The 25149-nt window shown below is 63.1% G+C and carries 26 protein-coding genes; 14 read left to right on the forward strand and 12 right to left on the reverse strand.

Annotated features, from left to right (window positions below):
* Positions 1–8: 8 nt before the first annotated feature.
* Entirely contained in the window at positions 9–602 is a 594-nt protein-coding gene (locus RR51_RS15210; protein ID WP_039613991.1) for a nitroreductase family protein, read from the reverse strand.
* Positions 603–746: 144 nt separating this feature from the next.
* Between RR51_RS15210 and RR51_RS15215 the strand changes: the two genes are divergently transcribed.
* Together RR51_RS15215 and RR51_RS15220 are read left to right on the forward strand one after the other, a co-directional pair.
* Positions 747–1196, forward strand: coding sequence for a YcgN family cysteine cluster protein (locus tag RR51_RS15215; RefSeq protein ID WP_025340222.1), 450 nt, complete (start codon positions 747–749; stop codon positions 1194–1196).
* A 41-nt stretch (positions 1197–1237) separates the two neighbouring features.
* Entirely contained in the window at positions 1238–2446 is a 1209-nt protein-coding gene (locus RR51_RS15220; protein WP_039613992.1) for a hypothetical protein, read from the forward strand.
* A gap of 130 nt (positions 2447–2576) precedes the next feature.
* On the opposite strand, the gene RR51_RS15225 is transcribed toward RR51_RS15220, so the two are convergent.
* From RR51_RS15225 to RR51_RS15235, 3 genes are all read right to left on the reverse strand, one after another.
* A complete protein-coding gene (locus RR51_RS15225) occupies positions 2577–2915 on the reverse strand; it encodes a YgaP family membrane protein (RefSeq protein ID WP_013973761.1) in 339 nt (112 codons plus the stop codon).
* A 62-nt stretch (positions 2916–2977) separates the two neighbouring features.
* On the reverse strand, positions 2978–3448 hold the full coding sequence (locus RR51_RS15230) for an RNA methyltransferase (protein ID WP_015271348.1): 471 nt from the start codon (positions 3446–3448) through the stop codon (positions 2978–2980).
* Positions 3449–3522: 74 nt separating this feature from the next.
* Entirely contained in the window at positions 3523–3894 is a 372-nt protein-coding gene (locus RR51_RS15235) for a YajD family HNH nuclease (protein WP_003259546.1), read from the reverse strand.
* 131 nt (positions 3895–4025) lie between these two features.
* Here RR51_RS15235 and RR51_RS15240 point away from each other — a divergent pair, with 131 nt between their 5' ends.
* Positions 4026–4304, forward strand: coding sequence for a hypothetical protein (locus RR51_RS15240; RefSeq protein ID WP_013973759.1), 279 nt, complete (start codon positions 4026–4028; stop codon positions 4302–4304).
* Between the two features lie 194 nt (positions 4305–4498).
* On the opposite strand, the gene RR51_RS15245 is transcribed toward RR51_RS15240, so the two are convergent.
* Positions 4499–6541, reverse strand: a complete 2043-nt coding sequence (locus RR51_RS15245) for a S9 family peptidase (RefSeq protein WP_039613993.1) — start codon at positions 6539–6541, stop codon at positions 4499–4501.
* 200 nt (positions 6542–6741) lie between these two features.
* Here RR51_RS15245 and RR51_RS15250 point away from each other — a divergent pair, with 200 nt between their 5' ends.
* The 3 genes from RR51_RS15250 to RR51_RS15260 are packed head-to-tail and all read left to right on the forward strand — an operon-like array spanning position 6742 to position 8567.
* Complete coding sequence (locus tag RR51_RS15250; RefSeq protein ID WP_013973757.1) at positions 6742–7248, forward strand: hypothetical protein; 507 nt, start codon at positions 6742–6744, stop codon at positions 7246–7248.
* Between the two features lie 14 nt (positions 7249–7262).
* Positions 7263–8036 carry a class II glutamine amidotransferase gene (locus RR51_RS15255; protein WP_013973756.1) on the forward strand — a complete coding sequence of 258 codons (774 nt, stop codon included), beginning with the start codon at positions 7263–7265 and terminating at the stop codon, positions 8034–8036.
* A gap of 9 nt (positions 8037–8045) precedes the next feature.
* On the forward strand, positions 8046–8567 hold the full coding sequence (locus RR51_RS15260) for a DUF2937 family protein (protein ID WP_039613994.1): 522 nt from the start codon (positions 8046–8048) through the stop codon (positions 8565–8567).
* A 134-nt stretch (positions 8568–8701) separates the two neighbouring features.
* Here the strand turns inward: RR51_RS15260 and RR51_RS15265 are convergent, their stop codons facing one another.
* Complete coding sequence (locus tag RR51_RS15265) at positions 8702–9613, reverse strand: LysR family transcriptional regulator (RefSeq protein ID WP_015271343.1); 912 nt, start codon at positions 9611–9613, stop codon at positions 8702–8704.
* Positions 9614–9741: 128 nt separating this feature from the next.
* Between RR51_RS15265 and RR51_RS15270 the strand changes: the two genes are divergently transcribed.
* The 5 genes from RR51_RS15270 to RR51_RS29320 all read left to right on the forward strand — a co-directional run bounded on the left by RR51_RS15270 (position 9742) and on the right by RR51_RS29320 (position 14654).
* The gene (locus RR51_RS15270) at positions 9742–11028 is read left to right on the forward strand and encodes an MFS transporter (RefSeq protein ID WP_013973753.1); all 1287 of its coding nucleotides are present in this window, start codon (positions 9742–9744) and stop codon (positions 11026–11028) included.
* A gap of 9 nt (positions 11029–11037) precedes the next feature.
* Positions 11038–11817 (forward strand): 5-oxoprolinase subunit PxpA, encoded by a 780-nt coding sequence (locus tag RR51_RS15275; RefSeq protein ID WP_039613995.1) that lies wholly within the window; start codon positions 11038–11040, stop codon positions 11815–11817.
* Positions 11814–12500, forward strand: coding sequence for a 5-oxoprolinase subunit PxpB (pxpB, locus tag RR51_RS15280; RefSeq protein WP_039613996.1), 687 nt, complete (start codon positions 11814–11816; stop codon positions 12498–12500). Before RR51_RS15275 ends, pxpB begins: the two co-directional genes overlap by 4 nt.
* A complete protein-coding gene (locus RR51_RS15285) occupies positions 12497–13414 on the forward strand; it encodes a biotin-dependent carboxyltransferase family protein (protein WP_039613997.1) in 918 nt (305 codons plus the stop codon). Before pxpB ends, RR51_RS15285 begins: the two co-directional genes overlap by 4 nt.
* A gap of 334 nt (positions 13415–13748) precedes the next feature.
* On the forward strand, positions 13749–14654 hold the full coding sequence (locus tag RR51_RS29320; RefSeq protein ID WP_161795743.1) for an RHS repeat-associated core domain-containing protein: 906 nt from the start codon (positions 13749–13751) through the stop codon (positions 14652–14654).
* A gap of 119 nt (positions 14655–14773) precedes the next feature.
* Here RR51_RS29320 and RR51_RS15290 read toward each other — a convergent pair whose 3' ends face one another.
* The 3 genes from RR51_RS15290 to RR51_RS15300 all read right to left on the reverse strand — a co-directional run bounded on the left by RR51_RS15290 (position 14774) and on the right by RR51_RS15300 (position 18115).
* A complete protein-coding gene (locus tag RR51_RS15290) occupies positions 14774–15952 on the reverse strand; it encodes a vWA domain-containing protein (RefSeq protein ID WP_013973749.1) in 1179 nt (392 codons plus the stop codon).
* A gap of 13 nt (positions 15953–15965) precedes the next feature.
* Entirely contained in the window at positions 15966–16811 is an 846-nt protein-coding gene (locus RR51_RS15295; protein WP_039613998.1) for an AAA family ATPase, read from the reverse strand.
* Positions 16812–17041: 230 nt separating this feature from the next.
* Positions 17042–18115 (reverse strand): DUF748 domain-containing protein, encoded by a 1074-nt coding sequence (locus RR51_RS15300; RefSeq protein ID WP_013973747.1) that lies wholly within the window; start codon positions 18113–18115, stop codon positions 17042–17044.
* Between the two features lie 134 nt (positions 18116–18249).
* Here RR51_RS15300 and cysK point away from each other — a divergent pair, with 134 nt between their 5' ends.
* Positions 18250–19224 carry a cysteine synthase A gene (cysK, locus tag RR51_RS15305; RefSeq protein WP_039613999.1) on the forward strand — a complete coding sequence of 325 codons (975 nt, stop codon included), beginning with the start codon at positions 18250–18252 and terminating at the stop codon, positions 19222–19224.
* A 172-nt stretch (positions 19225–19396) separates the two neighbouring features.
* On the forward strand, positions 19397–20332 hold the full coding sequence (locus RR51_RS15310) for an aspartyl/asparaginyl beta-hydroxylase domain-containing protein (RefSeq protein ID WP_013973745.1): 936 nt from the start codon (positions 19397–19399) through the stop codon (positions 20330–20332).
* Positions 20333–20468: 136 nt separating this feature from the next.
* Here the strand turns inward: RR51_RS15310 and RR51_RS15315 are convergent, their stop codons facing one another.
* The 3 genes from RR51_RS15315 to azu form a co-directional block, all read right to left on the reverse strand.
* Entirely contained in the window at positions 20469–21626 is a 1158-nt protein-coding gene (locus RR51_RS15315) for an ATPase (protein WP_039614000.1), read from the reverse strand.
* 154 nt (positions 21627–21780) lie between these two features.
* A complete protein-coding gene (locus RR51_RS15320) occupies positions 21781–23433 on the reverse strand; it encodes a cyclic peptide export ABC transporter (protein ID WP_039614001.1) in 1653 nt (550 codons plus the stop codon).
* A 33-nt stretch (positions 23434–23466) separates the two neighbouring features.
* Complete coding sequence (gene azu, locus RR51_RS15325) at positions 23467–23916, reverse strand: azurin (RefSeq protein WP_039614002.1); 450 nt, start codon at positions 23914–23916, stop codon at positions 23467–23469.
* A 181-nt stretch (positions 23917–24097) separates the two neighbouring features.
* On the opposite strand from azu, the gene RR51_RS15330 reads away from it, so the two are divergent.
* Complete coding sequence (locus RR51_RS15330; protein WP_039614003.1) at positions 24098–25081, forward strand: TauD/TfdA family dioxygenase; 984 nt, start codon at positions 24098–24100, stop codon at positions 25079–25081.
* Positions 25082–25149: the final 68 nt, after the last annotated feature.

Raw genomic sequence — 25149 nt, forward strand, 5'->3', positions numbered from 1 at the left:
TGCAGGGCTTACAGGCTGAAATCACCCTCGGCAGCCAGCTCGCTCAGTGGCTTGCGCGGGCTCGGGACTTCACGCGCCTGCAGGGCTTCGTTCAGGCTGGCCTTGTCGCCCAGCTTGCCGATCGCCACCATGGCATGCAGCACGTAGCCTTCAGGAACCTTCAACTCCTGACGCGCCAGTTCCTGGTCGAAACCGGCCATGCCATGGGTATGCCAGCCGCTGATGCTGGCTTGCAGGGCCAGATGCCCCCAGGCGGAGCCGGTGTCGAAGGTGTGCCACAGCGCCGGCTTTTCTTCCGTGGCGCCCGGGGCGGCGTAGGTGGTCTTGGAAATCACCAGCACCAGCGCCGATGCCTGTTGCGCCCAGCTGCGGTTGGCCGGCACCAGCAGGTTCAGGTAGCGCTCCCAGTTCGGCGTGTCACGGCGGGCATAGAGGAAGCGCCAAGGTTGCGAGTTGTTCGCCGAGGGCGCCCAGCGTGCAGCTTCGAGGAAGCTCAGCAGGGTTTCTTCGCTGATCGGCTCGGCGGTGAAGGCACGTGGCGACCAGCGGTTGATGAACTGCTCGTTGATGGCGTAATCGGCAATGCGGGGGGTGGCGCTCATGGCGGCTCCTGCAAAAGGGCGGTAAACGCGCACGCTACTGCGTCGCGTCGCGACTGACAAGCGGTCTGGCTTTGCCGAAGGCCAGGCTCTAGACTGGCGCCGCTGCGCGCCGTGGCCCCAAGATGAATGCAGGAAACCCGTGTCATGATCGCTGAAAACGCGCCGTTCTGGCGGCGCAAGACCCTCGAACAACTCAGCCCGCAAGAGTGGGAGTCGCTGTGTGACGGTTGCGGCCTGTGCTGCCTGCAAAAGCTCGAGGACGAGGACGACAACAGCGTCTATTACACGCGCATCGCCTGCAAACTGCTGGATCTGCACACCTGCCAGTGCAGCGATTACCCCAACCGCTTCGCCCAGGTACCTGACTGCATACAGCTCACCCCGGGCAAGGCCGACCAGTTCAAGTGGCTGCCGAGTACCTGCGGCTACCGCCTGGTCAGTGAGGGCAAGGACCTGCCGGCCTGGCACCACCTGGTCTGCGGCGATCGCCAGCAGGTCCATGAACAGCGCATTTCCCAGTCGGGGCGCATGCTCAGTGAACACGATGTGCACGAAGACGACTGGGAAGACCACCTGATCTTCCGCGCCAGCTGACCGGCGCGGCCCGCTGCCACGGGGAAGCAAGGAGTTTCTGTATGCGTTGCCAGCTGTTGTTGCTGTTTGGCCTGATGGCCAGTTCGCCGGCCTGGGCGAAAAAGGTCGACCTCGACTATCAGGTGCGCCTGTTGCCAGCCAGCGGCCAGGCGGAGGTCCGCCTAACCTTGGCCGAAGGCAGTGCCGTGCGCAGTCTGGATTTCGATCTGGGCAAGGCTGGGGCCTACAGCGGCTTCCAGGCTGATGGCCAATGGCAACTGCAGGGCCAGCGCGGCGTGTGGCAACCGGCGGCCGGCAAGACCAGCCTCAGCTACCGCGTGCAGCTGGACCAGAAACGCGGCAGCGGCGCCTATTCATCGCGCATCACCCCGCATTGGGCGCTGTTCCTGGGCGACCAGCTGGTGCCGCCTGCGCGCCTCGACCAGCAGGATGGCACCGAACTGGTGGCGCGGCTGGCGTTCGACCTGCCGGAGGGCTGGAAGAGCATTGAGACCTCCTGGCCGCGCATCGGCAAGGACAAGTTCCGCATCGACAACGTTTCGCGCCTGTTCGACCGCCCCACAGGCTGGATGCTCGCCGGCGACCTGGGCAGCCGCCGCGCCCGCCTGGGCGAAACCGAGGTCACCGTGGCCGCACCGGTGGGGCAGGGTATGCGGCGCATGGACAACCTGACCATGCTGACCTTTGTCTGGCCGCAATTGCAGGCGGTTTTCCCGCGCAACCCGCCGAAGCTGCTGTTGGTCGGCGCTCGCGACGGCATGTGGCGTGGGGCGACCGCCGCGCAGGGCTCGTTGTACCTGCACAGTGCCCGGCCGGTGGTCAGCGAGAATGGCAGCAGCCCGTTGCTGCGCGAAGTGGTGCAACTGTTTGCGCAGATCCATGGGCGCGATGGCAGTGACTGGCTGGTGGAAAGCCTGAACGACTACTATGCCAGCGAGTTGCTGCGCCGCTCGGGCGGGGTGAGTGACGACCGTTACGAGGCTTGGCAGGCGCGCCTGAGCAAGCAGGGCGCCAAGGTCACCCGGCTCAAGGGCGAGCATGCCACCCCGGCGCAGGTGGCGCGCGGAGTGATGCTGTTGCAAGCGCTGGACAAGGAAATCCGCATCCACACCCAGGCCAAACGCTCGCTGGACGATGTCGCACGCGGGTTGATGCGCCTGCCCAGCGTCAGCACCGAAGACTTCGTGCAGATCAGCGAGAACGTGCTGGGGCGGCGCTCAGAGGTGTTGCAGAGCAAGGCGTTGCGCTAGCCATTTCTGTACCTGTGCCAGCCTCTTCGCGGGTAAACCCGCTCCCACAGGTACGGCGAAGAGGCCGAAGCCTTGGTGATCCTGTGGGAGCGGGTTTACCCGCGAAAGGGCCGGCACAGGCGGTGCAAAATCAACTGGCCAACGGATCCTTCCCGGTTACCGTCACCCCGCGCGTCGCCGCCTCGGCACTGGCCTTCAACGCCTCCAGTTCCGCAGCACTGCGCTCGATGTCCGAACGCAAGCGGTGATACTCCTGCCGGTGCCGCTGCCACCAGGCCTTGGTCGCACAATGCCCGCTGAAGCCCCGAGCCAGTGCCAAGCCGCCAACTGCGATCTGCAACAACCCGACCAGGCCGCCGTGGCGCAGCCCCTTGCTGACCATCAACGCGCCGCCAGCCAGCGAACTGGCGCGCTCCAGGCCGTGAACGTTCTTGTCTTGCGATGTCGCTGCCGAATGGATATCAAGCATGGCAAGGTCTTCGTCTGAAGTGTATGCAGGTGACCTGTCGGCCGCCGCCATCGTTCAGTCGGCTATTTGAACCTGGGCCCCGAACGGGTATTCAGCCCCTTGGCCATGCGGTCATACAGCACCACATTCACCGTCGCTGCGAGGTTCATGCAGCCCTCGGTCGGAATGTAGATGGTCTCTTCGCACCATGCCCGCACATCGGCACTGAGGCTGCCGTCTTCCGGCCCGAAGATGTAGATGGCCCGATCCGGGTGGGTGTATTCCGGCAATGGCCGCGCGCCTTCCACCAACTCCACGGCCACCGGCGTGCAGCCCAGCGGGATGATGCGCTGCAGGTCATCGATGCCGATCAGTGGGATGTCGTAGTGCACGCGCTTGGTGTCGGTGACGAAGTCACGCGCACGCTCGTAGCGTTTGCCGGTGTAGAACACCGAATTGACGCCATAGCAACCCGCGGCGCGCATCACCGAGCCGACGTTTTCTGCCGACTTGGGGTTGAACAGGCCGATGCAGCTGTATCGTTTGTTTGCCACGTACCGGGGCCCTTCACGAAAAAAAAGCGCGATTATACGGGCTGCCCGGTAGCAGCGGGGCGGTGAATCGATGGTCAGTCTTTCTTCAGCATGCCCGCCAGCCCGGCGAACGGGTTGTGGGTGGCCTTGGCGATGCTCGGGGTGCTGGTGGAGCCTTCGCTGAAGTACTGCTGGTCGGTATAGCGCGAGTGCTCGTTGTCGTGGCAGTACAGGCACAGCAGCTCCCAGTTGGAGCCGTCCTGCGGGTTGTTGTCGTGGTTGTGGTCGCGGTGGTGCACGGTCAGCTCGCTCAGGCGCTTGCCGGAGAACTCGCGGGCGCAGCGGCCGCAGACGTGCGGGTACATTTTCAGGGCCTTGTCGCGGTAGCCCATTTCCTTGTCGCGCTTGGCATCGGCCAGGATGCGGTCCAGGCGCGCGGTGGCGGCGGCGGAAGAGGTGGAGCTCATGGTGTTTCCTTTGTTCTGATCAGGCAAATGACGGTTATGCGCTGAGTCTAGCGCGCTTGCGTGGCAGGCGGACAGGCGAAAGCTTTGATTTAGGCGTAGCCTGTAGGAAGGTTCCCGACAGGAGGTTGCTGATGTTTCGCGCGATCCTCGTTGTGCTGTTGTTGGCCGGCCTGCCCATGGCCGAAGCTGCCAGCACGCCACCCCGGTTGAGCACGCCGGTGCCCGGTGCACCGGGTACGCCTACGCCTACGCCATATCCGCAGATTACCCCGAGTACGCCGCCCAAGGCCTATGACAGCCAGCCGGGGGCGCCACTGTTACCGCCGATGCCGGTGCCCGGGCCACCGAAAGACCAGCCATTGCCGGGGTTGCGCCAGGACCCGCCGAAGCAGCCGGTGCAGGATGATTGAATTCAGCCGGCTGCCCCGATTTTCTGTGGGAGCGGGTTTACCCGCGAAGCAGGCGCCGCGGTGGATGGCACGGGCTTCGCCCGTGTTCGCGGGCAAACCCGCTCCTACAGGGATCGCGCAGGATTCAGGACATGCGCAATCCCTGTAGGAGCGGCCTTGTGTCGCGAAAGGGGCGCAAAGCGCCCCCAGCTTTCTCAAACGATACCTAGCTCACCAAACACGAACGCATATTCCAAGGCCACATCCTTGAGCCCCTGATACCGCCCGCTCATCCCGCCATGCCCAGCCCCCATCTCGGTCTTGAGCAGCAGCAGGTTATCGTCGGTCTTTCGCGTGCGCAGCCGCGCCACCCACTTGGCCGCTTCCCAGTACTGCACGCGGCTGTCGTTGTAGCCCGCCACCACCAGCATCGCCGGGTAGGCCTGTTCCTTCACGTTCTCGTACGGTGCATAGGCCTTGATCCGCTCATACACCTCCGGCTCCTCAGGGTTACCCCATTCGTCGTACTCGGTCACGGTCAGCGGCAGCTCGGGGTCGAGCATGGTGTTGAGCACGTCGACGAACGGCACTTCGGCAATCGCACAGCGGAACAGCTCGGGGCGCAGGTTGAGCACCGCGCCCATCAGCAGGCCACCGGCGCTGCCACCACTGATGGCCAGGCGGTCGGCAGCCGTGACACCCTCGGCGATCAGGTGCTCGGCACAGGCGATGAAGTCGCTGAAGGTGTTGTGCTTGTGCTCCTGCTTGCCGGCGCGGTACCAGGCTTCGCCCAGTTCGCCACCACCACGCACATGAGCGATGGCAAAGGCCACGCCGCGCTCCAGCAGGCTCAGGCGCGCGTGCGAGAACCACGGGTCGAGGCTTTCGCCATAGGCGCCGTAGCCATACAGGTACAGCGGCACGGTCTGGCCCAGGTCCTGGCGGCGGCGCACCAGACTGATCGGCACCCGGGTGCCGTCCGCTGCGGTAGCCCACAGGCGCTCGCTGACATAGTCGTCGGCATCGAACGGCCCCAGCACCGGGGTTTGCTTGAGCACCGCCTGGGCACCGCTGGCCAGCTCCAGCTGGCGTACCTGGGCCGGGCGGTTGAGGGCTTCATAGCGCAGGCGCAGGCGTGGGCTGGCGAATTCCAGGCTGTCCTGCACGTACAGGCTGTAGGCCGCGTCGGGCAGTTCGACGCGGTAGGGGGCCAGGCCCTGCGGGCGTACCTCGATGATCGGCAGGCCGCCTTCGCGCAGGCTCAGGGTCAGCGCGCCGGCATTCAGGCTGAGGCCTTCGAGCATGATCGCGTCGCGGTGCGCTACCAGCACCTGCCATTGCTCACGGCTGGGCACTGGTGCGACCGGGGCGTGGTACAGGGCGAAGTTGATGCCGTCCTGGTTGGTGCGGATGAACCAGCGCCACTGGCCGTCGAGCTGGCCGTGGTCGGGGAAGTACTCGTGGCCTTCGACCCGTGGCGCCAGGCAGGTGAACGGTGCCTGCGGGGTTTCCGCGTCCAGCACCCAGGCTTCGCTGGTGGTCTTGCTGTTGAGCAGCAGCACTAGCTGGCGTTCGGAACTGGTGCGGTAGCAGTGCAGGAAGAAGCGCCCATCGGGCTCCTCGAACACGGTCTGCGCGCCGTCGTTGCCCAGGGTGTGGCGACGCAGGCGCCACGGGCGGTGGGTGTCGTCCAGTTCGGCGAAGAACAGCGTCTGGCTATCGTTGGCCCAGGTCAGGCTGCCGTCGCAGTCGTCGAAGGGCAGGGTAGTGACGCTGCCACTGGCCAAGTCCTTCACGTACAGGGTGAAGATTTCGTCGCCGCTGGTGTCCAGGCTGTAGGCCAGCAGGCGGTGGTCAGGGCTGACGTTGAACGCGCCGAGGGACAGGAAACCGCCATTGGCCAGGGCGTTGGGGTCGAGCAGCAGTTGCTCCTGGCTTTCATCGACCGTGTTGGAGTCGTCGGCCGGGCGCGGGCAGCGATAGTGGCGCGGGTACTCGTCGCCCGCGGTGGTACGGGTGTAGTACAGGTAGGGGCCCCAGGGCGCCGGCAGCGACAGGTCGGTTTCCAGGATGCGGCCCTTGATCTCTTCGAACAGTTGTTCGCGCAGCGGCGCCTGGTCGGCCAGGCAGGCTTCCTGGTAGGCGTTTTCGGCCTGCAGGTAGGCAAGCACCTCAGGGGTGTCACGCTGTTGCAGCCAGGCGTACGGGTCGGTGGCCTGGGCCTGGTGGGCAATCGGGGGTTGGGGCTTGGTTGGCATTGAGGATCTCTTGATTGGGGTTGCCTGTGCCGGCCTCTTCGCGGGCTTGCCGGGTCCCACAGGTTCACCACAGTTCTTGAAAGCTGTGCGGTCCCTGTGGGAGCGGGCAAGCCCGCGAAGAGGCCGGTACAGGCAAACACTGTCTGCGCCCGGAAAAGTGTTTATCATAGGCATCTCTTTGCCTGGCTTGCACGAACACCATGACCGAGAACGACTACACCCTCGCCTGGGGCCTTTACGCCGTTGCCGCCCTGGGCTGCCTGATGGTGGGCTTCAAGCTCACCGGCTGGATGTGGCGCTGGCTGCGCGAACCGCTGCGGGTGGTGCTGGCGGTGCTGCTGCTGACCCCGACCATCGTCGACCCGGTCAAGGACAGCTTCGCCCCGGCGATTGCCATCACCGCCCTCGACGTCGCCTTCAAGGTCGGCAACAACGCCTGGCGCGCGGTTTCCGACTTCGCCATGTACGGCATGGGCGCGTTTTCCCTGTATTTCCTCTTCGTGCTGCTGCGCTTTCCGTTGGAGAAACGCGCCCGCGAGCGCCGCGCGCAGGTCGAGGCCGCTGCCCAGCGCCAGGCTGCCGAAGATGACCAGCTTGGCGCCCAGGCCCCGCTGGCCGCAGAGCGCCGCGACCGTTACCGCGATGCGCCACCCCCTGTCGCCCCAGCCGTCTCCCGCGGCAGCGGCCGGGTCGAGCCCCGTCTGTAAGCGGAGACACGCCTATGTGCGAACTGCTGGGCATGAGTGCCAACGTCCCCACCGATATCGTCTTCAGCTTCACCGGCCTGATGCAGCGCGGCGGTCGTACCGGCCCGCACCGTGACGGCTGGGGCATCGGCTTCTACGAAGGCCGTGGCCTGCGCCTTTTCCAGGACCCGGCTGCCAGCAGCGAGTCGGAAGTGGCCAACCTGGTGCAGCGTTACCCGATCAAGAGCGAAGTGGTCATTGGCCATATCCGCCAGGCCAACGTCGGCAAGGTATGCCTGTCCAACACCCACCCGTTCGTGCGAGAGATGTGGGGCCGCAACTGGTGCTTCGCGCACAACGGCCAGCTGGGCGACTTCAAGGGCCAGGCCAGTTTCTACCGGCCGGTGGGCGACACCGACAGCGAGGCGGCCTTCTGCGACCTGCTCAACCGCATCCGCAGCGCCTTCCCCGAGCCCGTTCCGGTGGAACAGCTGCTGCCGGTGCTGGTCGAAGCCTGTGCCGGCTACCGCGGCCAGGGCGTGTTCAACTGCATGCTCAGCGACGGCGACTGGCTGTTCTGCTTCTGTTCGACCAAGCTGGTGCACATTACCCGCCGGGCACCTTTTGGTGCGGCGCGGTTGAAGGACGTCGACCTGATCGTCGATTTTCACACCGAAACCACCCCTAACGACGTGGTCACGGTGATCGCCACCGAGGCCTTGACCGAGAACGAGACCTGGCAGCGTTACGAGCCGGGTCAGTGGGCCCTGTGGCGGCACGGCGAGTGCGTGGCGCACGGCCAGAGCTAAGGACGCGGCATGTTCAGAAGTTACCTGCGGTTGCTGTTGTTCACCTTCGGCCTGCTGGCCGGTATCCAGGTCCCGGGGCTGGTGAAGGACTACAGCCAGCGGGTCGAGGCGCACCTGTTCGAATCCCGCGAGGCGCTCGACGGCTTCCGGCAGACCGCCGAACGTTTCTTCAATGGCGACCTGCAGGCGCTGCTGCGGCATTACCGCAGCAGCGACGACCCAGTGTTCAACAGTGATGCCAACAGCATTGAAAGCCTGATGATCCGCAACGAACTGCTGGAAAACGAATGGCAGGCGCTGCAAGCGTCATGGGTGCAGCGTACCTGGCACGTGCTGGTACAGGCCGACCCGCAGTTGCGCGAAGAAACCCTCAATGGCTACAGCTACCAGATCCTGCTGGTGCCCGAGGCGGTTGGCTGGGGCCTTGGTGCAGGGTTTGTGCTGGCATTCGTGATCGAGAGCCTGTTGCTGGCAATTGGCTGGGTGATCCTGGGCGGGCGGCGTGGGGCGGTGAAAGAGAGCTGGCGCTGATTTTTGCTGCGCCTGTGCCGGCCCTTTCGCGGGTGAACCCGCTCCCACAGGTACTGCGCAGCCCTCAAGACCTGTGGTGACTCTGTGGGAGCGGGTTTACCCGCGAAGAGGCCAGCACAAGCACTGCAAATCTGTCAGACCAACACAATCCGCTGCCCACCCACATCCCGCGCATACCGCTCCAGCACCTGCCGGCAAACCCCGACCACTTCATCCACCAATGCCACCCCGGTCTGCCAGGCCACCACCAGCTCCAGGCTCGGCGGCGGTTGCAGCCCCTGCAGCAATACCAGCTCACCCCGGCTCAACTCGGCATCCACCAGCGCCGGCGGCAACGCACCAATGCCAAAACCGTCACGCAACAGCCGGGTAATCGCCGCCACCGAGTTCACGCAGTTCAGCCGCGGCGTTTCGGCCCCGGCACTCAGCAGCAGGCTCAGCACTTCCTGGTGCGGCCGCGAGTTCTTCGAGAAGGTGATGATCCGCTCACGCCCAAGCTCGGCCAGTGAGGCGTAGTCGCGGTGCTGGTGCGAGCCGGCGGCCACCACCCAACCCATCGGGTAGCGCGCCAGGTCCAGGCTGCGGATCGATTGCTCGCGCAGCAGGTCGGTCTGCAGGATCACGTCGAGAAAGCCCTTCTGCAATTGCTCGCGAAGGTTCAGCGCAGTGTCGGCCACCAGTTCGATCTCCACCTGCGGGTAACGCTCGGTCAGCTCCGCCACCAGTGCGCTCATCCAGGTGTGGATCACCGTGTCCATCACCCCGATACGGATGCGCCCGACCTTGGCCCGGTCGCTGTCCAGCGACTGCTTCATGGCCTTGGCGGTTTCCAGCATGCGCTCGGCATATTCCAGCACCTTGCCGCCTTCCGGGGTCAGGCTGACGCCACGTGAGTCGCGCAGCAGCAGCTTCACGCCCAGGTCGGCCTCCAGCGCGGCAATGCGGCTGGACACCGAGGCCTGGGTGGTGAACAGCTTTTCCGCGGTCAGGCGGAAGCTCTTGAGCCGGGCGACCCAGACGAAGGTTTCGAGGAAGCGAAGGTTCATGATCAGTTTTTCTTGTTCCAGACCGGCGGTTTTTCTCGTTGGACGCAGGTGGCGCGGCCTCTGAACAATGGCAGCCAGGCCGCGACTCATTGTCGCCCATAAAACAATACCAACAAGCCGAGGCAAGCATGAACCCCACCGGCGTGCAGCAGCAGGTCAGTTCCCCATCTTCGTCCGGGCCCTTCGCCTGGTATCGCGACATCGACTCACAGCAGCGCCGCACCTTCTGGAGCTGCAAGATCGGCTATGGCCTGGACGGCATGGACACGCAGATGCTCAGCTTCGTCATTCCGACGCTGATCATGCTGTGGGGCATCACCACCACCGAAGCCGGGTTGATCCACACCAGCACCTTGATCGCCTCGGCCGTGGGTGGCTGGGTGGCCGGCATTCTCTCCGACCGCATTGGCCGCGTGCGCACCCTGCAACTGACGGTGCTGTGGTTTGCCTTCTTCACCTTCCTCTGCGGCTTCGCCCAGAACTACGAACAACTGCTGATCGCCCGTACCCTGATGGGCTTCGGCTTTGGCGGTGAGTGGACCGCCGGCGCGGTGCTGATCGGCGAGGTGATCCGCGCCCAGGACCGTGGCAAGGCGGTGGGCATGGTGCAGTCCGGTTGGGCGCTTGGCTGGGGCCTCACCGCCATCCTCTACGCGCTGCTGTTCTCCTGGCTGCCGGCAGAGCAGGCCTGGCGCGCGCTGTTCCTGCTGGGCCTGGTACCGGCGATCTTCGTGATCTTCGTCCGCCGCCTGGTCAAGGACCCAGAGGTATATCGCGAGGCCAAGGCGGTGGAAAACGCCGAGGCACCTGCGCAGTTCTACGAAATCTTTGCCCCGGGGATGCTCTGGACCACCGTGCGGGCTTCCCTGCTGACCACCGGCGCACTGGGCGGCTACTACGCCATTACCTCGTGGCTGCCGACCTTCCTCAAGAACGAGCGCGGCCTGAGCGTGCTGGGTACCGGTGGCTATCTGGCCATGGTGATCGTCGGCTCCTACGTCGGCTATGTGGTCAGTGCGTACCTGTCCGACCTGCTGGGGCGCAAGAAGAACTTCATCCTGTTCGCCGTGGGCTCGTTCGTCATCGTGCTGCTGTACACGCAAATGCAGGTCAGTGATGGCGTGATGCTGTGGCTGGGCTTCCCGCTGGGCTTCTTCGCCTCGGGTATCTTCAGCGGCATGGGCGCGTTTCTCACCGAACTGTTCCCCACGCGTATCCGTGGTTCGGGGCAGGGCTTCTGCTACAACATCGGCAAGGTCATTGCGGCACTGTTCCCGCTGCTGATCGGCGTGCTTGGCCAGAAGGTACCGCTGGGCCTGGGTATCGGCGTGTTCTCCGCCGTGTCCTACGGGGTGGTGATCGTGGCGGCGCTGAGCCTGCCGGAAACCCGCGGCAAACAGCTGCAGGCGCGTTAAGGTAGGCATATGAACAACGACAACGGAGGCCGTGCAGTGGAACGCCTGCTACTCAATTGCGACATGGGCGAGAGTTTCGGCAGCTGGCGCATGGGCCTGGATGCCGAAGTCATGCCCTACATCGATTGCGCCAACATCGCCTGCGGCTACCACGCCGGCGACCCCACCATCATGCGCCGCACCGTGGCCCTGGCGCTGGAGCACGGCGTGACCATCGGCGCGCACCCGGCCTACCCGGACCTGGTCGGCTTCGGCCGCCGTTCCATGGCCTGCAGCCCGGAGGAAATCCGCGACCTGCTGCATTACCAGATCGGTGCGCTGGACGGTATCTGCAAAGTGTTGGGCGGCCGCGTGGCCTACGTGAAGCCCCATGGTGCGCTGTACAACGACATGATGGCCGACCCGCTCAAGCTGCGTACCGTACTGGAGGCTGTGGCGGCCTATGGTGGCGACCTGCCGCTGATGCTGATGGCCACCGCCGACAACCGCGCCGCCCAGGCCCTGGGTGATGAGATTGGCGTGCCGCTGTGGTTCGAAGCATTCGCCGATCGCGCCTACACCGCCAGCGGCCATCTGGTGTCGCGTCGCCTGCCCGGCGCGGTGCACCACGACCCGGCACTGGTGGTGGAGCAGGCCGTGCGCCTGGCCCGCGGCGATACGCTCGTCGCGGACGATGGCAGTGCACTGAGGCTTGCGGCCAGTACCCTGTGCGTACACGGTGACAACGACAGTTCGGTGGCGGCTGTGCGGCAGATTCGCCAGGCTCTCGATGCCCTGGAGTCGCGATGAAAACCCGTATTGAAGTCGTGGCCATCGACAGCCTGATGGTGCGCCTGTTCGACTCCATCGATGAGGGCAACATGCCGTGGATGCTTGCCGCCAGCCAGCGCTTGCACGCGACGTTCGGCAAGCACTTGCTGGACCTGGTGCCGTCCTACACCACGCTGATGGTGCAGTTCGACCTGCCGCCGGGGGAGGCGAGGGCGCTGATCATCCGAGCGCTGGAAGGCTTGCAGCCAGACACGGGCAGCGGTGGCCGCCGCCATGAGATCCCGGTGTGGTACGACGCCAGCGTCGGCCCGGAGCTGCCGGTGTTGGCGGCCCGCAGTGGCTTGAGTGAAGCAGAGGTGGTCCGCTTGCACAGCGAGCGCGAGTACCCGGTGTTCGCCCTGGGTTTCGCCCCCGGTTTCGGCTTCATGGGCCTGGTGGACGAACGCCTGGCCAGCCCGCGCCTTAGCACCCCGCGCAAGCGCGTGGCGGCCGGCAGCGTCGGCATTGCCGAGCGCCAGACGGCGGCCTATCCAGCGGTATCGCCGGGTGGCTGGAACCTGATCGGGCGTACCCCTGTGCGCCTGTTCGACCGTGAACGCGAGGGCTACAGCCTGTTGCAACCCGGTGACCGGGTGCGCTTCGTGCCGGTTTCGCGCAGCGAGTTCGTGGCGTTGGGCGGTGATGTGGAGGCACAAGCATGAAGCAGTTGAAGATCGAGGCCAGTACTCCGCTGTGCCAATTGCAGGATGCCGGGCGTTTTGGCGTACGCCATTTGGGCGTGACCCAGGGCGGGGCGCTGGACTGGGTGGCGATGCACTGGGCCAACTGGCTGCTGGGCAACCCGTTGGCGGCGCCGGTGGTCGAGGTGGCGCTAGGTGGTTTCTGTGTGGTCGCCGAGCAGGATTGTGTGCTGGCCCTGGCCGGTGCCGACCTGTATGCGCGGGTAGATGATCAGCCGCTGGCGCCCTGGCGCAGCTTTGCGTTGGTCAAGGGCCAGCGGTTGACCCTGAAGCAGCCGAAGCAGGGCGTGCGAGCGTATCTGGCGGCGCCTGGCGGGTTCCTCGGCGAGGATGTGCTGGGCAGTTGTGCCACCGTTGTGCGGGAAGAACTTGGCGGTATCGATGGTCAGGGTTCTGCGCTTGGCAAAGGCCACGTTCTGGCATTCTCAGGCACTTCGCCGACGCTTCGTGAGGTACCCGAAGCGCTGCGGCCACAGTACCCACAAAAGCCAGTGCTTGACCTGGTGATCGGCGCACAGATCGGTGATTTCAGCGGTACCAGCCTGTTCGAGGCGTTCAACCGCGAGTGGACGCTGGACAGCCGTGCCGACCGCATGGGCATCCGCCTGCTGGGGCCGCAACTGGTCTACCAGGGCGCGCCGATGATTTCCGAGGGGATTCCGCTGGGGGCGGTGCAGGTGCCGCCGGATGGGCAGCCGATCGTATTGCTCAATGACCGGCAGACCATTGGCGGCTATCCGCGGCTGGGGGCATTGACGCCGCTGGCGCTGGCGCAACTGGCGCAGTGCATGCCGGGGGCGGTGGTGCGGTTCCGGGCGGTGGTGCAGGATGAGGCGTGGCGGGAGCAGCAGGCTTACCTGGACCGCCGGTTGTAAGGTCGCTGGCCCTTTCGCGGGCTCGCCCGCTCCCACAGGTATCGCGCAAGCCTTGAGGCCTGTGGGGGACCTGTGGGAGCGGGCGAGCCCGCGAAGAGGCCGGTACCGGCAAAATCACTTGGACAGGTAACGCATCCCTTCCTCCAACCCCTGCACGGTCCGCGGTACGGGTTCATCTACATGACCTTCCTGGAATTTTCCATGCCTCGCCGCATCCACCCTTGTGGCGGCATTTGAGGGCGCTGCAGGGGGAACTGATAATTTTGCCAGTATTAACTTTCTGCTTCAGGTGCTAATAATTCTGGGTATGGTCATTTCTTGAGGGGCTATGTGCATGCCTGGAGCCAAGTACTTCTATTTGAAGTCTCTATTAAGGCAAGTGCTTAGGGATAAGGCTTGTCAAGTTTGCTTTCGCGTAGATCAGCGTGTGTTTGCAGAGCTTTCTAAAGTGGAAGCTGCTACTCAGCAGGTTTTGATTTATCAAGACTCGGCTGGTTCGATAATTGGCAGATTTTACTCGAAAGCTACTGTGAGCCTTATGTATGCGCCTTATGGTTATTCTGCGCGCGAGACGGCGCTCGAATCGCTACTCCGGTATAATGGAGAGCGGTTGGACTCGTTGGTGAATGGCTACTTCCTAGGTAATGGGGAGCGGCTTTTTAGCGTTGTAAGGCCTGGTTTTCTTTCATATGATAGCCCCGGTAGTCCTTTTGGTAATGGCGGGCTGAATGGCTATGCCTATTGTGGCGGGGACCCCATCAATCATAATGATCCGAGTGGTAAGACGCGAATGCGCACGGGTACTGCAAAACCACTCAAGCGTACATGGGCGGAAACAAGGCGTAAACTTAATCAGTCCAGTCCAGAGGCATTGGTTAACCTTATTGAAGAATCTCCGAAGTACCTGCCGCATATTAAGGGGGCTGAGGCGGCAAATGCTCTGAATCATGTCCTGGCTTTAAGCTATGATCCGCTTGCTCCAATACCTAAAGGTCTGTTTGCTTCCACCAGGGAAATGTTTATGGGTGTGCGTGAACGCCGACTGAAAGTTAATGCGAGAATCAGTGCGTTTTTACAGAGCCCGTCTCCTGCGGAAGCGAAGCGGATACATCGGCAGCTTTTGGGTATTAGGAATTTGATTAAATTTGAAAGGGACCGTGCACATGTGCGGCTACATTCAGTTGCCAGGGAATTACTTTCCCCGGCTCTTGAAGATATTAAGTCCTGGCGTCAGCAGTAGGTACTTCAGCGTTTTGATATGCCGTCCCCCCCGGATTTATCACAGGGAAGAGTGCATAAGCGGCTACAGGCAAGTACGGGCTCCAATATCGCGTGCGTCATGGTAGCCCGTTGCCAACCTCACTTGGACAGATAACGCATCCCTTCCTCCAACCCCTGCAAGGTCAGCGGGTACATCTTGTCTTCGATCAAGTCCCGCACCAGATGGGTCGATGCGGTGTAGTCCCAGGCCTGCTTCGGGTACGGGTTGATCCAGATGATCTTCCTGAATTTTTCCATGAAACGCTGCATCCACACATAACCGGCTTCTTCGTTCCAGTGCTCCACGCTGCCACCCGGCTGGGTAATCTCGTAGGGCGCCATGGCCGCATCGCCAACGAACACAACCTTGTAGTCATCGCCGTACTTGTGCAGCAGGTCGAAGGTGGAATAGCGCTCCGAGGTGCGGCGCAGGTTGTTCTTCCACACCGACTCGTACACGAAGTTGTGGAAGTAGTAGTACTCCAGGTGCTTGAACTCGGTCTTGCACGCCGAGAACAGTTCTTCGCAGACCTTGACGTGGGCGTCCATCGAGCCACCGATGTCGAACAGCAACAGTAGCTTCACCGTGTTGCGCCGCTCGGGGCGCATCTGGATGTTCAGCAGCCCGGCATCCCGCGCGGTGTGGTCGATGGTGCCGTCGATGTCCAGCTCTTCGGCGGCGCCTTCACGGGCAAACTTGCGCAGACGGCGCAAGGCCAGCTTGATGTTGCGTGTGCCCAGCTCCACCTGGTCGTCCAGGTTCTTGTATTCGCGCTGGTCCCACACTTTCACCGCCTTGCCTTGGCGCTTGCCGGCCTCGCCCACGCGGATGCCCTCGGGATTGAAGCCGCCCGAGCCGAACGGGCTGGTGCCGCCGGTGCCGATCCACTTGTTGCCGCCAGCGTGACGCTCCTTCTGCTCTTCGAGGCGCTTCTTGAACTCCTCGATCAGCTTGTCCAGGCCACCCAGCGACTGGATCTGCGCGCGTTCCTCGTCGGTCAGCGAACGCTCGAATTCCTTGCGCAGCCAGTCTTCGGGGATCAACGCCTCGATGTGCCGGTCCAGGTTCTCCAGGCCTTTGAAGTAGGCGGCGAAGGCACGGTCGAACTTGTCGAAGTGGCGCTCGTCCTTCACCAGGATGGCGCGGGCAAGGTAGTAGAACTCGTCCATGTCGGCGAACACCACGCGCTTTTGCAGGGCCTGGTGCAGGTCGAGCAGTTCACGTACCGACACCGGCACCTTGGCCGCGCGCATTTCATTGAACAGGTTGAGCAGCATGGCCCGGCTCCTGTCAGCGGTTGCCGCGCCGGCTCATGAAGGCCAGGCGCTCGAGCAGTTGTACGTCCTGCTCGTTCTTCACCAGCGCGCCGGCCAGCGGTGGAATGGCCTTGGTCGGGTCGCGTTCGCGCAGCACCGCTTCACCGATGTTGTCGGCCATCAGCAGCTTGAGCCAATCGACCAGTTCGGAGGTGGACGGCTTTTTCTTCAGGCCTGGTACCTTGCGCACGTCGAAGAACACGTCCAGCGCCTCGCTGACCAGCGACTGGCTGATGTTCGGATAGTGCACATCGACAATCTGCTGCAGGGTGGTGCGGTCGGGGAAAGCGATGTAGTGGAAGAAGCAGCGGCGCAGGAAGGCGTCCGGCAGCTCCTTTTCGTTGTTGGAGGTGATGATGATGATCGGGCGCTGTTTGGCCTTGATGGTCTCGTCGATTTCGTAGACGTAGAACTCCATCTTGTCGAGCTCTTGCAACAGGTCGTTGGGGAACTCGATGTCAGCCTTGTCGATTTCGTCGATCAGCAGGATGACCCGCTCCTCTGCCTCGAAGGCCTCCCACAACTTGCCTTTTTTCAGGTAATTGCGCACATCGTGGACCTTGTCCACGCCCAGCTGCGAGTCCCGCAGGCGGCTGACCGCGTCGTACTCGTAGAGGCCCTGGTGGGCCTTGGTGGTGGACTTGATGTGCCAGGTGATCAGGCGCGCATCGAACGAGGCCGCCAGCTGCTCGGCGAGCATGGTCTTGCCGGTGCCGGGTTCGCCCTTGACCAGCAAGGGGCGTTCGAGGGTGATGGCCGCGTTTACCGCCAGTTTCAGGTCGTCTGTGGCGACGTAGTCGCGGGTGCCTTCGAACTTCATGGGTCTGTCCTCTGCTGGAAGCCTGCACCGGCCCTTTCGCGGGTAAAACCCGCTCCCACAGTTACCCCACCTTTTCTGAGGTTTGTGGAATACCTGTGGGAGCGGGTTTACCCGCGAAGAGGCCAGCACAGGCAGCACATATTTTGGATTTGTCACCGACTATAACGCGGGGTTCGCCGACTGGAAACGCAGACCAGGTATTCAGTCCCTGAATGCCCCGTCACTCGATCCTAGTCGGAATCCGGCGCATCACGCTCATACCGCGCATTGAACGCCTCGATGAACCCGTTGCGCAGTATCTGCAGAAACGCCTCGAAGGCGCTGATATCCTGTTTGTGCACGCTGCCGCTGAGCTCTACCCGGGTCGCGAACTGGTTCTTCGGCTGGTTCTTCAATACTGTCTCGGTTGCACCTACCAGCGCTTCCCAGACCGAGCGGAAGAAGCCTTTGTCCTTCTCCTGCACATCCTGCTGCCAGTCGAACACATCCACATCCCGCAACAGTGGCTTGATGTACCCGTTCAATCGCCCGTTGGTCGCCTCGGCCTCTATCACCACATCGCCGTGCCCGGCATTGAAATCGAACTTGCCGTAGGCGCTGGCGAAGTCATTGAGCTTGCGCAGCTCGATACCCGTGGCGCGCAGGCGGAACTCGAAGTCGTCGAAATCGCTGAACGGGTCGAAGGTAGCGCGACTTTCCACCTTGGCGTCGCCTACGATCAGCGCCGTGCCATCGAAGCTGGCATCACGTCGGCCCTTTTCGTCACGAATGTTGGTGAGGTTGCGAATACTGGCATCGAGCTGAGTGGCCTTGAGGTTGACTGGTGGTTTGGAGTTGAAGTTGCGGAAAGTCAGCACGCCGTTGTCGATGCGAACCTCGTTCAGGGTGATCGGCAGCAGTTTTTCCAGTTGCTGGCGCCAGTCGGTGCCCTGACCGGTCTGCGAGTTCTGTTTGTTGCCGCCATCGACGAAGTTGAGTTCCGGCCGGTCGAATATGACTTCGGCAACCACTGCGCGGTCGTACCAAAGGGCGTGCCAGCTCACCGACAGGTCGATCAGCGGTGCATCGAGAAACGGTACCGGCACCTTGCCGGTGGTCTTGACGATCTTCAGCCCGTTGATCTGGTATGCACCGCGCCACCAGGCCAGGTCCACATCGGCCACCTGGCCACGGTAGTCGCCCATGTCGGCCAGTTTGTCATTGAGGTAGTCGCGCACCAGATAGGGCAGGGCCAGGTGCAGCGCCAGCAACAGCACGATCAGGCTGGCCAGGCCGATCAACGGCCAGCGATAACGGGCTCTCATCGAAGTGTCTCCAACGCAGGATATGCGGTTGACCGCAACGAGTCCGCGTGAGTTCGAACAGGCTTTACGGGCCACCGGTGCGGGCTTACCCTTGAGGTCTTTCCCTGCTTTTTTTCATGCCAAGGACCCCTGCCATGAGCCGTATCTTTGCAGACAACGCCCATTCCATCGGTAACACGCCGCTGGTGCAGATCAACCGCATTGCCCCGCGCGGCGTGACCATCCTGGCCAAGATCGAAGGGCGTAACCCGGGCTATTCGGTCAAATGCCGCATCGGCGCGAACATGGTCTGGGACGCCGAAAGCAGCGGCAAGCTCAAGCCGGGCATGACCATCGTCGAACCGACCTCGGGCAACACCGGCATCGGCCTGGCCTTCGTCGCCGCAGCCCGTGGCTACAAACTGATGCTGACCATGCCCTCGTCCATGAGCCTGGAGCGCCGCAAGGTGCTGAAGGCTCTGGGCGCCGAGCTGGTGCTGACCGACCCGGCCAAGGGCATGAAGGGCGCCATCGAGAAGGCCAACGAAATCGTCGCCTCCGACCCGGCCCAGTACTTCCTGCCGGGCCAGTTCGAAAACCCGGCCAACCCGGCGATCCACGAAAAAACCACCGGCCCGGAAATATGGAACGACACCGACGGCGCGGTCGACGTGCTGGTGGCAGGGGTCGGCACCGGCGGCACCATCACCGGTGTTTCGCGCTACATCAAGCATACGCAGGGCAAGGCGATCCTGTCGGTGGCAGTGGAGCCAGTGGCCTCGCCGCTTATCAGCCAGACCCTGGCCGGCGAAGAGCTCAAGCCCAGCCCGCACAAGATCCAGGGCATCGGCGCCGGCTTCGTGCCGAAGAACCTCGACCTGTCGATCGTCGACCAGGTGGAAACGGTGACCGACGAAGAGTCCAAGGCCATGGCCATCCGCCTGATGCAGGAAGAGGGCATCCTCTGTGGCATTTCCTGTGGTGCGGCGATGGCAGCGGCCGTGCGCCTGGCCGAAAAGCCGGAAATGCAGGGTAAGACCATCGTCGTGATTCTGCCGGACTCCGGCGAGCGCTACCTGTCGAGCATGCTGTTCAGCGACATGTTCAGCGAGCAGGAAAACCAGCAGTAATGGCCTTGCCGCTGATCCGGCGCAACGTTCGGCGGCTTGGTTTATTGCAAAATCTTCATGATTGAGTTGCCGCCCAGGCTGTTTTTACCCCGGCGGCATCAGTTTATGATGGCAGGATGATTTATCGGAGAGCAGGGCGAATGGCCCTGTTTCTTCCTCAAGGAGTGAAAGCATGACCTTTTCCTTTGCAGCCAAGGCAGGTGTCTTGCTGGTGTTTTTTGGCAGCGTGCTGTTCGTGCACCTGCGCGGCAAGGCTCGCTTGCCGGTGTTGCGCCAGTTCGTCAACCATTCGGCGCTGTTCGCCCCTTATAACAGCCTGATGTACCTGTTTTCCGGCGTACCGTCCAAACCCTACCTGGACCGTCAGCGCTTCCCCGAGCTGGACGTGCTGAAGGACAACTGGCAGGAAATCCGCGAAGAGGCCATGCGCCTGTTCGACGAGGGTTACATCCGCGCCGCGGAGAAGGATAACGACGCCGGCTTCGGTTCGTTCTTCAAGAAAGGCTGGAAGCGCTTTTACCTGAAGTGGTACGACAAACCGTTGCCTTCTGCCGAAACCCTGTGCCCGCGCACCGTCGAGCTGGTCAGCAGCATCCCAAACGTCAAGGGTGCGATGTTCGCCCTGCTGCCCGGCGGCAGCCACCTGAACCCGCACCGCGACCCGTTCGCCGGCTCCCTGCGCTACCACCTGGGCCTGTCCACCCCCAACTCCGATGCTTGCCGCATCTACGTCGATGGCGAGGAATATGCCTGGCGTGACGGCGAGGACGTGATGTTCGATGAAACCTACGTGCACTGGGTAAAGAACGAGACCGACGTTACCCGGGTTATCCTGTTCTGCGACATCGAACGCCCGCTGAGCAGCCCGCTGATGACTCGCATCAACCGCAAGGTCAGCGCCTTCCTTGGCCGTGCCACCGCGCCGCAGAACACTGATGACGAGCGCGTTGGCGGGATCAATCAGGCCTACGCCTGGAGCAAGCGCTTCAGCAACCGGATCAGTAGCCAGGTCAAGCAGTTCAAGCGCGCCAACCCCAAGGCCTACCGCGTGCTGCGGCCGGTGCTGGCGGCGGTGGTGGTGTACCTGTTGTATCACTGGCTGTTCTGATTTCTGCCTGTTGGGGCTGCCTTGCAGCCCATCGCGACACAAGGCCGCTCCTACAGGTGATTGCGTACTCCTGTAGGAGCGGCCTTGTGTCGCGATAGGGGCGCAAAGCGCCCCCGGCGTCCTCTCAGAAAACCACTCAGGCAAGACCTTCCAGCAAACCGTCCGCTCGCACGATATCGACTATCACCTGTTCATCTACCGCGTACACCCCCCGCGATGCTTTCCACACCAGATTCTTGTCCTGCAAGGCGATAAGCGCTTGCTGCACCCCCGGTACCTCGGCCTTCACTTCGCTCGCATCCACGCCAGCCTGTTCCATCGCTTTGGCGTACAGTGCCAGGGTCGGGGCCTCGAACGGCGCGTAGTCGTTCCCCTTTGCGCACATGACACGTAGAACCGCAGCCTGGATAGGCGTGAGGCTGTGGATCACCTTTTTCAGGTTTGCGTTCAAGTCATTGGCTTGTGCCTGGACAAGCTCTCTGAACCGTGCCGGAATGGCCTCGGGTTCAATGCCGAAGTCGAAGCGGATTTCATCCGCGGCCGCACCCAATAGCTCCGGGCGATAGCCGCTTTCCTTGAAGAGCTGAAACACCTCCGTTGAATCGAGTGCGCATGGCAGGTCGATATTGGCGCACAGCCAGTCGATGAAGTCTTGGTCCAGGGTCGGGAACTGCACCATGGAGGCGCCGAAGAACGCCTGGTCCTTGCTGTTGCGCAGCATGGCCAGCTTGTCCCGGTTTGAACCGGTGCAGACGATGCGCAAGCCATGGTGCTTCGAACTGTTGAGTTCGTCTCTGGCTGCCTTGAGGGCGAACAGCGCCGCTATTCCTTGCTCGGTCGTGATTGCATGCTGTGCTTCGTCGATGATCAGTACGATGATCTTGCGGGATTCATCGGAGAGCGCCACCAGGGCGGTGGTCAGGTCGACATCTTGCCCCAGCCCGATCTTGTCCACGCTGAAATTCAGGCCGCCGACAGTGACCTTCTCCATGCCAGATGACTTTGCCAGCCGCGTGATGAAGCCTTCGTTACGCCCGACCGCCTCACGCACCGCTTCTACGATGACTTGCCCGGGATCTTTGGTCAGGTCTTTCCACAGATCGGCATACAGCACAATGGCCCCGGCTGTTTCGAGGGTCGGGCGCAGGTCTTCGCGGGCAAAGGTGGATTTCCCGGTACGTCGTGGCGCAGCGAGAAACACACCAGAGCTTGCTGCGCTGCCCACGGCGACTTGCAGGATCAATTTCGACAGGCGGGACGCAAGCGCCGGGCGGTGATAGACAGTTTCAGGCATCTCGGCCCCTCCGTTTCAATTTATAGTCGATTATAGATTGATTATAGAGGCATTATAGATCTGACAGTGGCGGTGTTTATAGGGAATTATAGACAGACTATAGAGCGATTATAGATTGTGGTTGATGAGGGGCGCGCAGCCCCCCTTTGCTGCCTCAAGCCGGCTCCAACGCCTCCACCACTTTGCCCCGGCTAAGGTGCACCACCTTGTCCGCCGTATCGAAATACCGGTCATCATGCGAAATCACGATGATGGTCTTGCCCAAACGCTTCAGGTCCGGCAGCAGCTCGGTGTAGAACACCCGGCGGAAGGTCGGGTCCTGGTCCGCCGCCCATTCGTCGAACACCAGCACCGGTCGCCCGTCCAGCCAGGCATTGACCAGTGCCAGGCGCTTGCGCTGGCCGGTCGACAGGTCGGTGGTGGTAAAGGCACCATCGCGCACGCTCACTTTGTGGGCGATCTCCAGCCGCTCGAGGTAGCGCGTGGCATCGCTGGGCAGGCTGTGTTCATGCTCGGGCAGGTCGTCGAACAGGTAGTAGTCGGCGAACACCGTGGTGAACAGCTGGCGATAGTCATCCAGCCCCTCCGGGCCGACGGCCTTGCCGTTCAGGCGCACTTCGCCGCGTTGCGGGGTGTACAGGCCCAGCAGCAGCTTGATCAGCGAAGTCTTGCCGCAGCCGTTCTCACCGACGATGAACAGGATCTCGCCCGGTTCGATGCTCAGGTTCACCGGCCCCACGCGGAACGGCTCGCTGCCGTCCACCGGCGGGTAGGCGTACTCGACGTTGTACAGCTCCAGATGCGCGCTGGCCGGGGCGGCGCGCTTGACCGGCGGCTCCAGCAGCAGGTGCGGCTCGGGCGAGGAGAAGCGCTCGGACAGGTCGGCAATGCGGCGGAACGCCACCTGGGCGCGGCCAAGGATAGGCAGGTTGCCGATCAAGGTTTCCAGCGGGCCTTTCATGTACAGCAGCACCAGCACGAAGCCGCTCATCACCGCCGGGTCGTTGCTCGGCCATAGCGATTGCAGGGCCAGGGTCAGGCCGATGACCACGAAGAACAGCATCGACCCCAGGCTCTTGGCCGCGACGAAGATGTTGATGGCGCGGATATGGGTGTTGGCGATGAAGTCGGCGGTGCCCTGGATGTTGCGGGTCAGCATGGCGTGGCGGCGGCGGCGGTCGATGCGCAGCTCCTTGGCGCCCTCGGCGATGGCCGAGTAGTGCTTCTGCAGGTTGTCTTCGGCATCGCGGGCGGCGTTGAAGCCGGCCACGCCTTTTTGCCTGGCCACGTACTGAATGCCACTGCCGATGCCGATGGCTGCCAGGGTGATGAGGAATATCGGCCACGACAGCCAGGCCAGGTAGGCCATGCAGCCTGTCACAGTGGTGAGCGAGATGGCCAGCGGGGCGAAGGCGAAGGCAAAGTCGCTGATGGTGTCGACATCGCGGGTCAGCACCGGGATCAGGCGATGGGTGCGGTAGCGCTCGATCTGCTCGATCGGCGCCGACAGCACCTTGGCGCCGAGGTCCTTGCGCAGCCTGGCGATGACTTTCTGCCCAACGTAGTTGGTGCCGCTGTCGGCCGCCACGCTGCTGACCAGGGCCAGCACGCACAGGCCGGCGAAGGCCAGGATCACGCCCTGGCTCATGCCGCCAGCGGCATGCAGGCCCTGGTTGACGGTGGCCAGCAGGGCGGTCACGGCCAGGCCGCCGAGCATGCCCAGCAGCACCGAGACGATTACCGCCGGGCGGTAGGGTTTCAGCAGGCCCAGCAATTCGCGGATGGCCCCGGGGGAGGAGGTTTTCATGAAGCATGATCTCGCTGGTGAGGTGGGGGCGGGTCAGCTGCCGAGGGTCAGGGAGCCTTTCATCAAGGTGCTGTGGAACGGGAACGAGCAGTAGAAGCTGTACGCGGTACCTGCCTTCAGCGACCGGACGTCGAGGCTGATGCTGTCTGTTTCACCGCCGCCGATCAGGCGGGTGTGGGCGAGCACCCGGGTGTCGCTGGGCTTCACGTAGTCCAGGGCCTCGCCGGCTTTCTGGCCGTCCTCGAGCACGCCTTGCATGTCGGCCTGGGTACTCAGCACCCAGTTGTGGCCCATCACGTTCTTCGGCATGTCGCCAGGGTGGGTGAGCGTGACGGTGAACACGGCGCAGGCCTTGGGCACGGTGATGGCGGCCTTGTCGAAGGTCATCTGGTCGGTGCCATGGATTTCCACGGCGCATGGCTCTGCCGACCAGGCGGCAGGGGCCACGGCGAACAGGGCGAGGAGCAGAAGCTGGCGAGTCATGTACGGTTCCTGGGCGATAGACGGGTGCACATCGTTCAGACGAACCGGCGCGCGCTGGCTTTACCTGTGCGTGCGGCCCAGCTGAATTTCCCTGGCGCCCGCTCGTTCATTCAGTCAGGCGCCGACATGGCGCACATCCCGATTTCGCCGCCTATGCGGCCCTGGCCTGAGGTGACCGGACATGAGTGAACTGCTGAGCTTTGCGATCGAACCCCTGGATGCTGCACGCGGCAACCTGCCACTGCTGGTGCGCGCGCCGGAGCCGGGTCTCGACCTGCTGGAAGCCTTTGCCGAGTTGCAGCCGCTGGTGGACCGGCACCTGCTGCAGGCTGGCGGTATTCTGTTTCGCGGCTTCGAGGTGGGTGGTGCCGAAGCTTTCCGCCAGTTCGCTGCTTCTTTCGGTCACCCGCTGCTCAACTACGAGTTTGGCTCCACCCCGCGCAGCAACGTGACCAAGGGCGTGTACACCTCCACCGAGTACCCGGCGCACCAGAGCATCCCCCTGCACAACGAGCAGGCCTATACCCTGGAATGGCCGATGAAAATCTGGTTCTACAGCGTGATCCCCGCCGAGACCGGTGGCGAGACGCCGATTGCCGACAGCCGCGAGGTGTACCGGCGCATGCCGGTGCGCATTCGTGAGCGGCTGGTGGAGAAGGGGCTGATGTACGTGCGCAACTACGGCAACGGCCTTGATGTGGAGTGGTCGCAGGTGTTCAACACTGAAGACCCGCGCAAGGTCGAGGCCTATTGCCGGGCGCATGCCATCGAGTGCATCTGGAAGGATGATGGCGAATTGCGCACCCGCCAGCGCTGCCAGGTGGTGGCGCGCCACCCGGTGACCGGGGAGGACGTGTGGTTCAACCAGGCGCACCTGTTCCATGTGTCGAACCTGCAGCCAGAGGTGCGCGAGTCATTGATGGACATCGTCGAGGAAGAGGACCTGCCGCGTAACGTGTACTACGGCGACGGTACGACCATCGAGGATTCGCTGCTCGATGAAGTGCGCGGGGTGCTGGACGAATGCACCATCAGCTTTCCGTGGCAGGCAAACGATGTGCTGATGCTGGATAACATGCTTGCAGCGCATGCGCGGTCGCCGTTTACCGGCAAGCGCAAGGTGGTGGTGGCGATGGCGCAGGGGCATTCCGAGTTTTTGCGCTGATTAGGGAGTGAGGGCTGCCATGTGCCTGCCTTGAGAGGTGTGGTGTCTGTGAGATCGAGCGCCGCCGC

Origin of the sequence: Pseudomonas sp. C5pp (assembly GCF_000814065.1) — a bacterium.
In the GTDB taxonomy this organism is placed as follows: domain Bacteria; phylum Pseudomonadota; class Gammaproteobacteria; order Pseudomonadales; family Pseudomonadaceae; genus Aquipseudomonas; species Aquipseudomonas asiatica.

Bases quoted from the DNA above. Each gene is read 5' to 3' on its own strand.
- RR51_RS15275 (WP_039613995.1), top strand. From the start codon at position 11,038: ATGAACAACGACAACGGAGGCCGTGCAGTGGAACGCCTGCTACTCAAT.
- RR51_RS15315 (WP_039614000.1), bottom strand. From the start codon at position 21,626: ATGCCTGAAACTGTCTATCACCGCCCGGCGCTTGCGTCCCGCCTGTCG.
- RR51_RS29320 (WP_161795743.1), top strand. From the start codon at position 13,749: ATGCCTGGAGCCAAGTACTTCTATTTGAAGTCTCTATTAAGGCAAGTG.
- RR51_RS15295 (WP_039613998.1), bottom strand. From the start codon at position 16,811: ATGAAGTTCGAAGGCACCCGCGACTACGTCGCCACAGACGACCTGAAA.
- RR51_RS15270 (WP_013973753.1), top strand. From the start codon at position 9,742: ATGAACCCCACCGGCGTGCAGCAGCAGGTCAGTTCCCCATCTTCGTCC.
- RR51_RS15235 (WP_003259546.1), bottom strand. From the start codon at position 3,894: ATGAGCTCCACCTCTTCCGCCGCCGCCACCGCGCGCCTGGACCGCATC.
- cysK (WP_039613999.1), top strand. From the start codon at position 18,250: ATGAGCCGTATCTTTGCAGACAACGCCCATTCCATCGGTAACACGCCG.
- RR51_RS15215 (WP_025340222.1), top strand. From the start codon at position 747: ATGATCGCTGAAAACGCGCCGTTCTGGCGGCGCAAGACCCTCGAACAA.
- RR51_RS15265 (WP_015271343.1), bottom strand. From the start codon at position 9,613: ATGAACCTTCGCTTCCTCGAAACCTTCGTCTGGGTCGCCCGGCTCAAG.
- RR51_RS15245 (WP_039613993.1), bottom strand. From the start codon at position 6,541: ATGCCAACCAAGCCCCAACCCCCGATTGCCCACCAGGCCCAGGCCACC.
- RR51_RS15300 (WP_013973747.1), bottom strand. From the start codon at position 18,115: ATGAGAGCCCGTTATCGCTGGCCGTTGATCGGCCTGGCCAGCCTGATC.
- RR51_RS15285 (WP_039613997.1), top strand. From the start codon at position 12,497: ATGAAGCAGTTGAAGATCGAGGCCAGTACTCCGCTGTGCCAATTGCAG.
- RR51_RS15290 (WP_013973749.1), bottom strand. From the start codon at position 15,952: ATGCTGCTCAACCTGTTCAATGAAATGCGCGCGGCCAAGGTGCCGGTG.
- RR51_RS15310 (WP_013973745.1), top strand. From the start codon at position 19,397: ATGACCTTTTCCTTTGCAGCCAAGGCAGGTGTCTTGCTGGTGTTTTTT.
- RR51_RS15240 (WP_013973759.1), top strand. From the start codon at position 4,026: ATGTTTCGCGCGATCCTCGTTGTGCTGTTGTTGGCCGGCCTGCCCATG.
- RR51_RS15220 (WP_039613992.1), top strand. From the start codon at position 1,238: ATGCGTTGCCAGCTGTTGTTGCTGTTTGGCCTGATGGCCAGTTCGCCG.
- RR51_RS15320 (WP_039614001.1), bottom strand. From the start codon at position 23,433: ATGAAAACCTCCTCCCCCGGGGCCATCCGCGAATTGCTGGGCCTGCTG.
- pxpB (WP_039613996.1), top strand. From the start codon at position 11,814: ATGAAAACCCGTATTGAAGTCGTGGCCATCGACAGCCTGATGGTGCGC.
- RR51_RS15250 (WP_013973757.1), top strand. From the start codon at position 6,742: ATGACCGAGAACGACTACACCCTCGCCTGGGGCCTTTACGCCGTTGCC.
- RR51_RS15210 (WP_039613991.1), bottom strand. From the start codon at position 602: ATGAGCGCCACCCCCCGCATTGCCGATTACGCCATCAACGAGCAGTTC.
- RR51_RS15330 (WP_039614003.1), top strand. From the start codon at position 24,098: ATGAGTGAACTGCTGAGCTTTGCGATCGAACCCCTGGATGCTGCACGC.
- RR51_RS15260 (WP_039613994.1), top strand. From the start codon at position 8,046: ATGTTCAGAAGTTACCTGCGGTTGCTGTTGTTCACCTTCGGCCTGCTG.
- RR51_RS15255 (WP_013973756.1), top strand. From the start codon at position 7,263: ATGTGCGAACTGCTGGGCATGAGTGCCAACGTCCCCACCGATATCGTC.
- RR51_RS15225 (WP_013973761.1), bottom strand. From the start codon at position 2,915: ATGCTTGATATCCATTCGGCAGCGACATCGCAAGACAAGAACGTTCAC.
- azu (WP_039614002.1), bottom strand. From the start codon at position 23,916: ATGACTCGCCAGCTTCTGCTCCTCGCCCTGTTCGCCGTGGCCCCTGCC.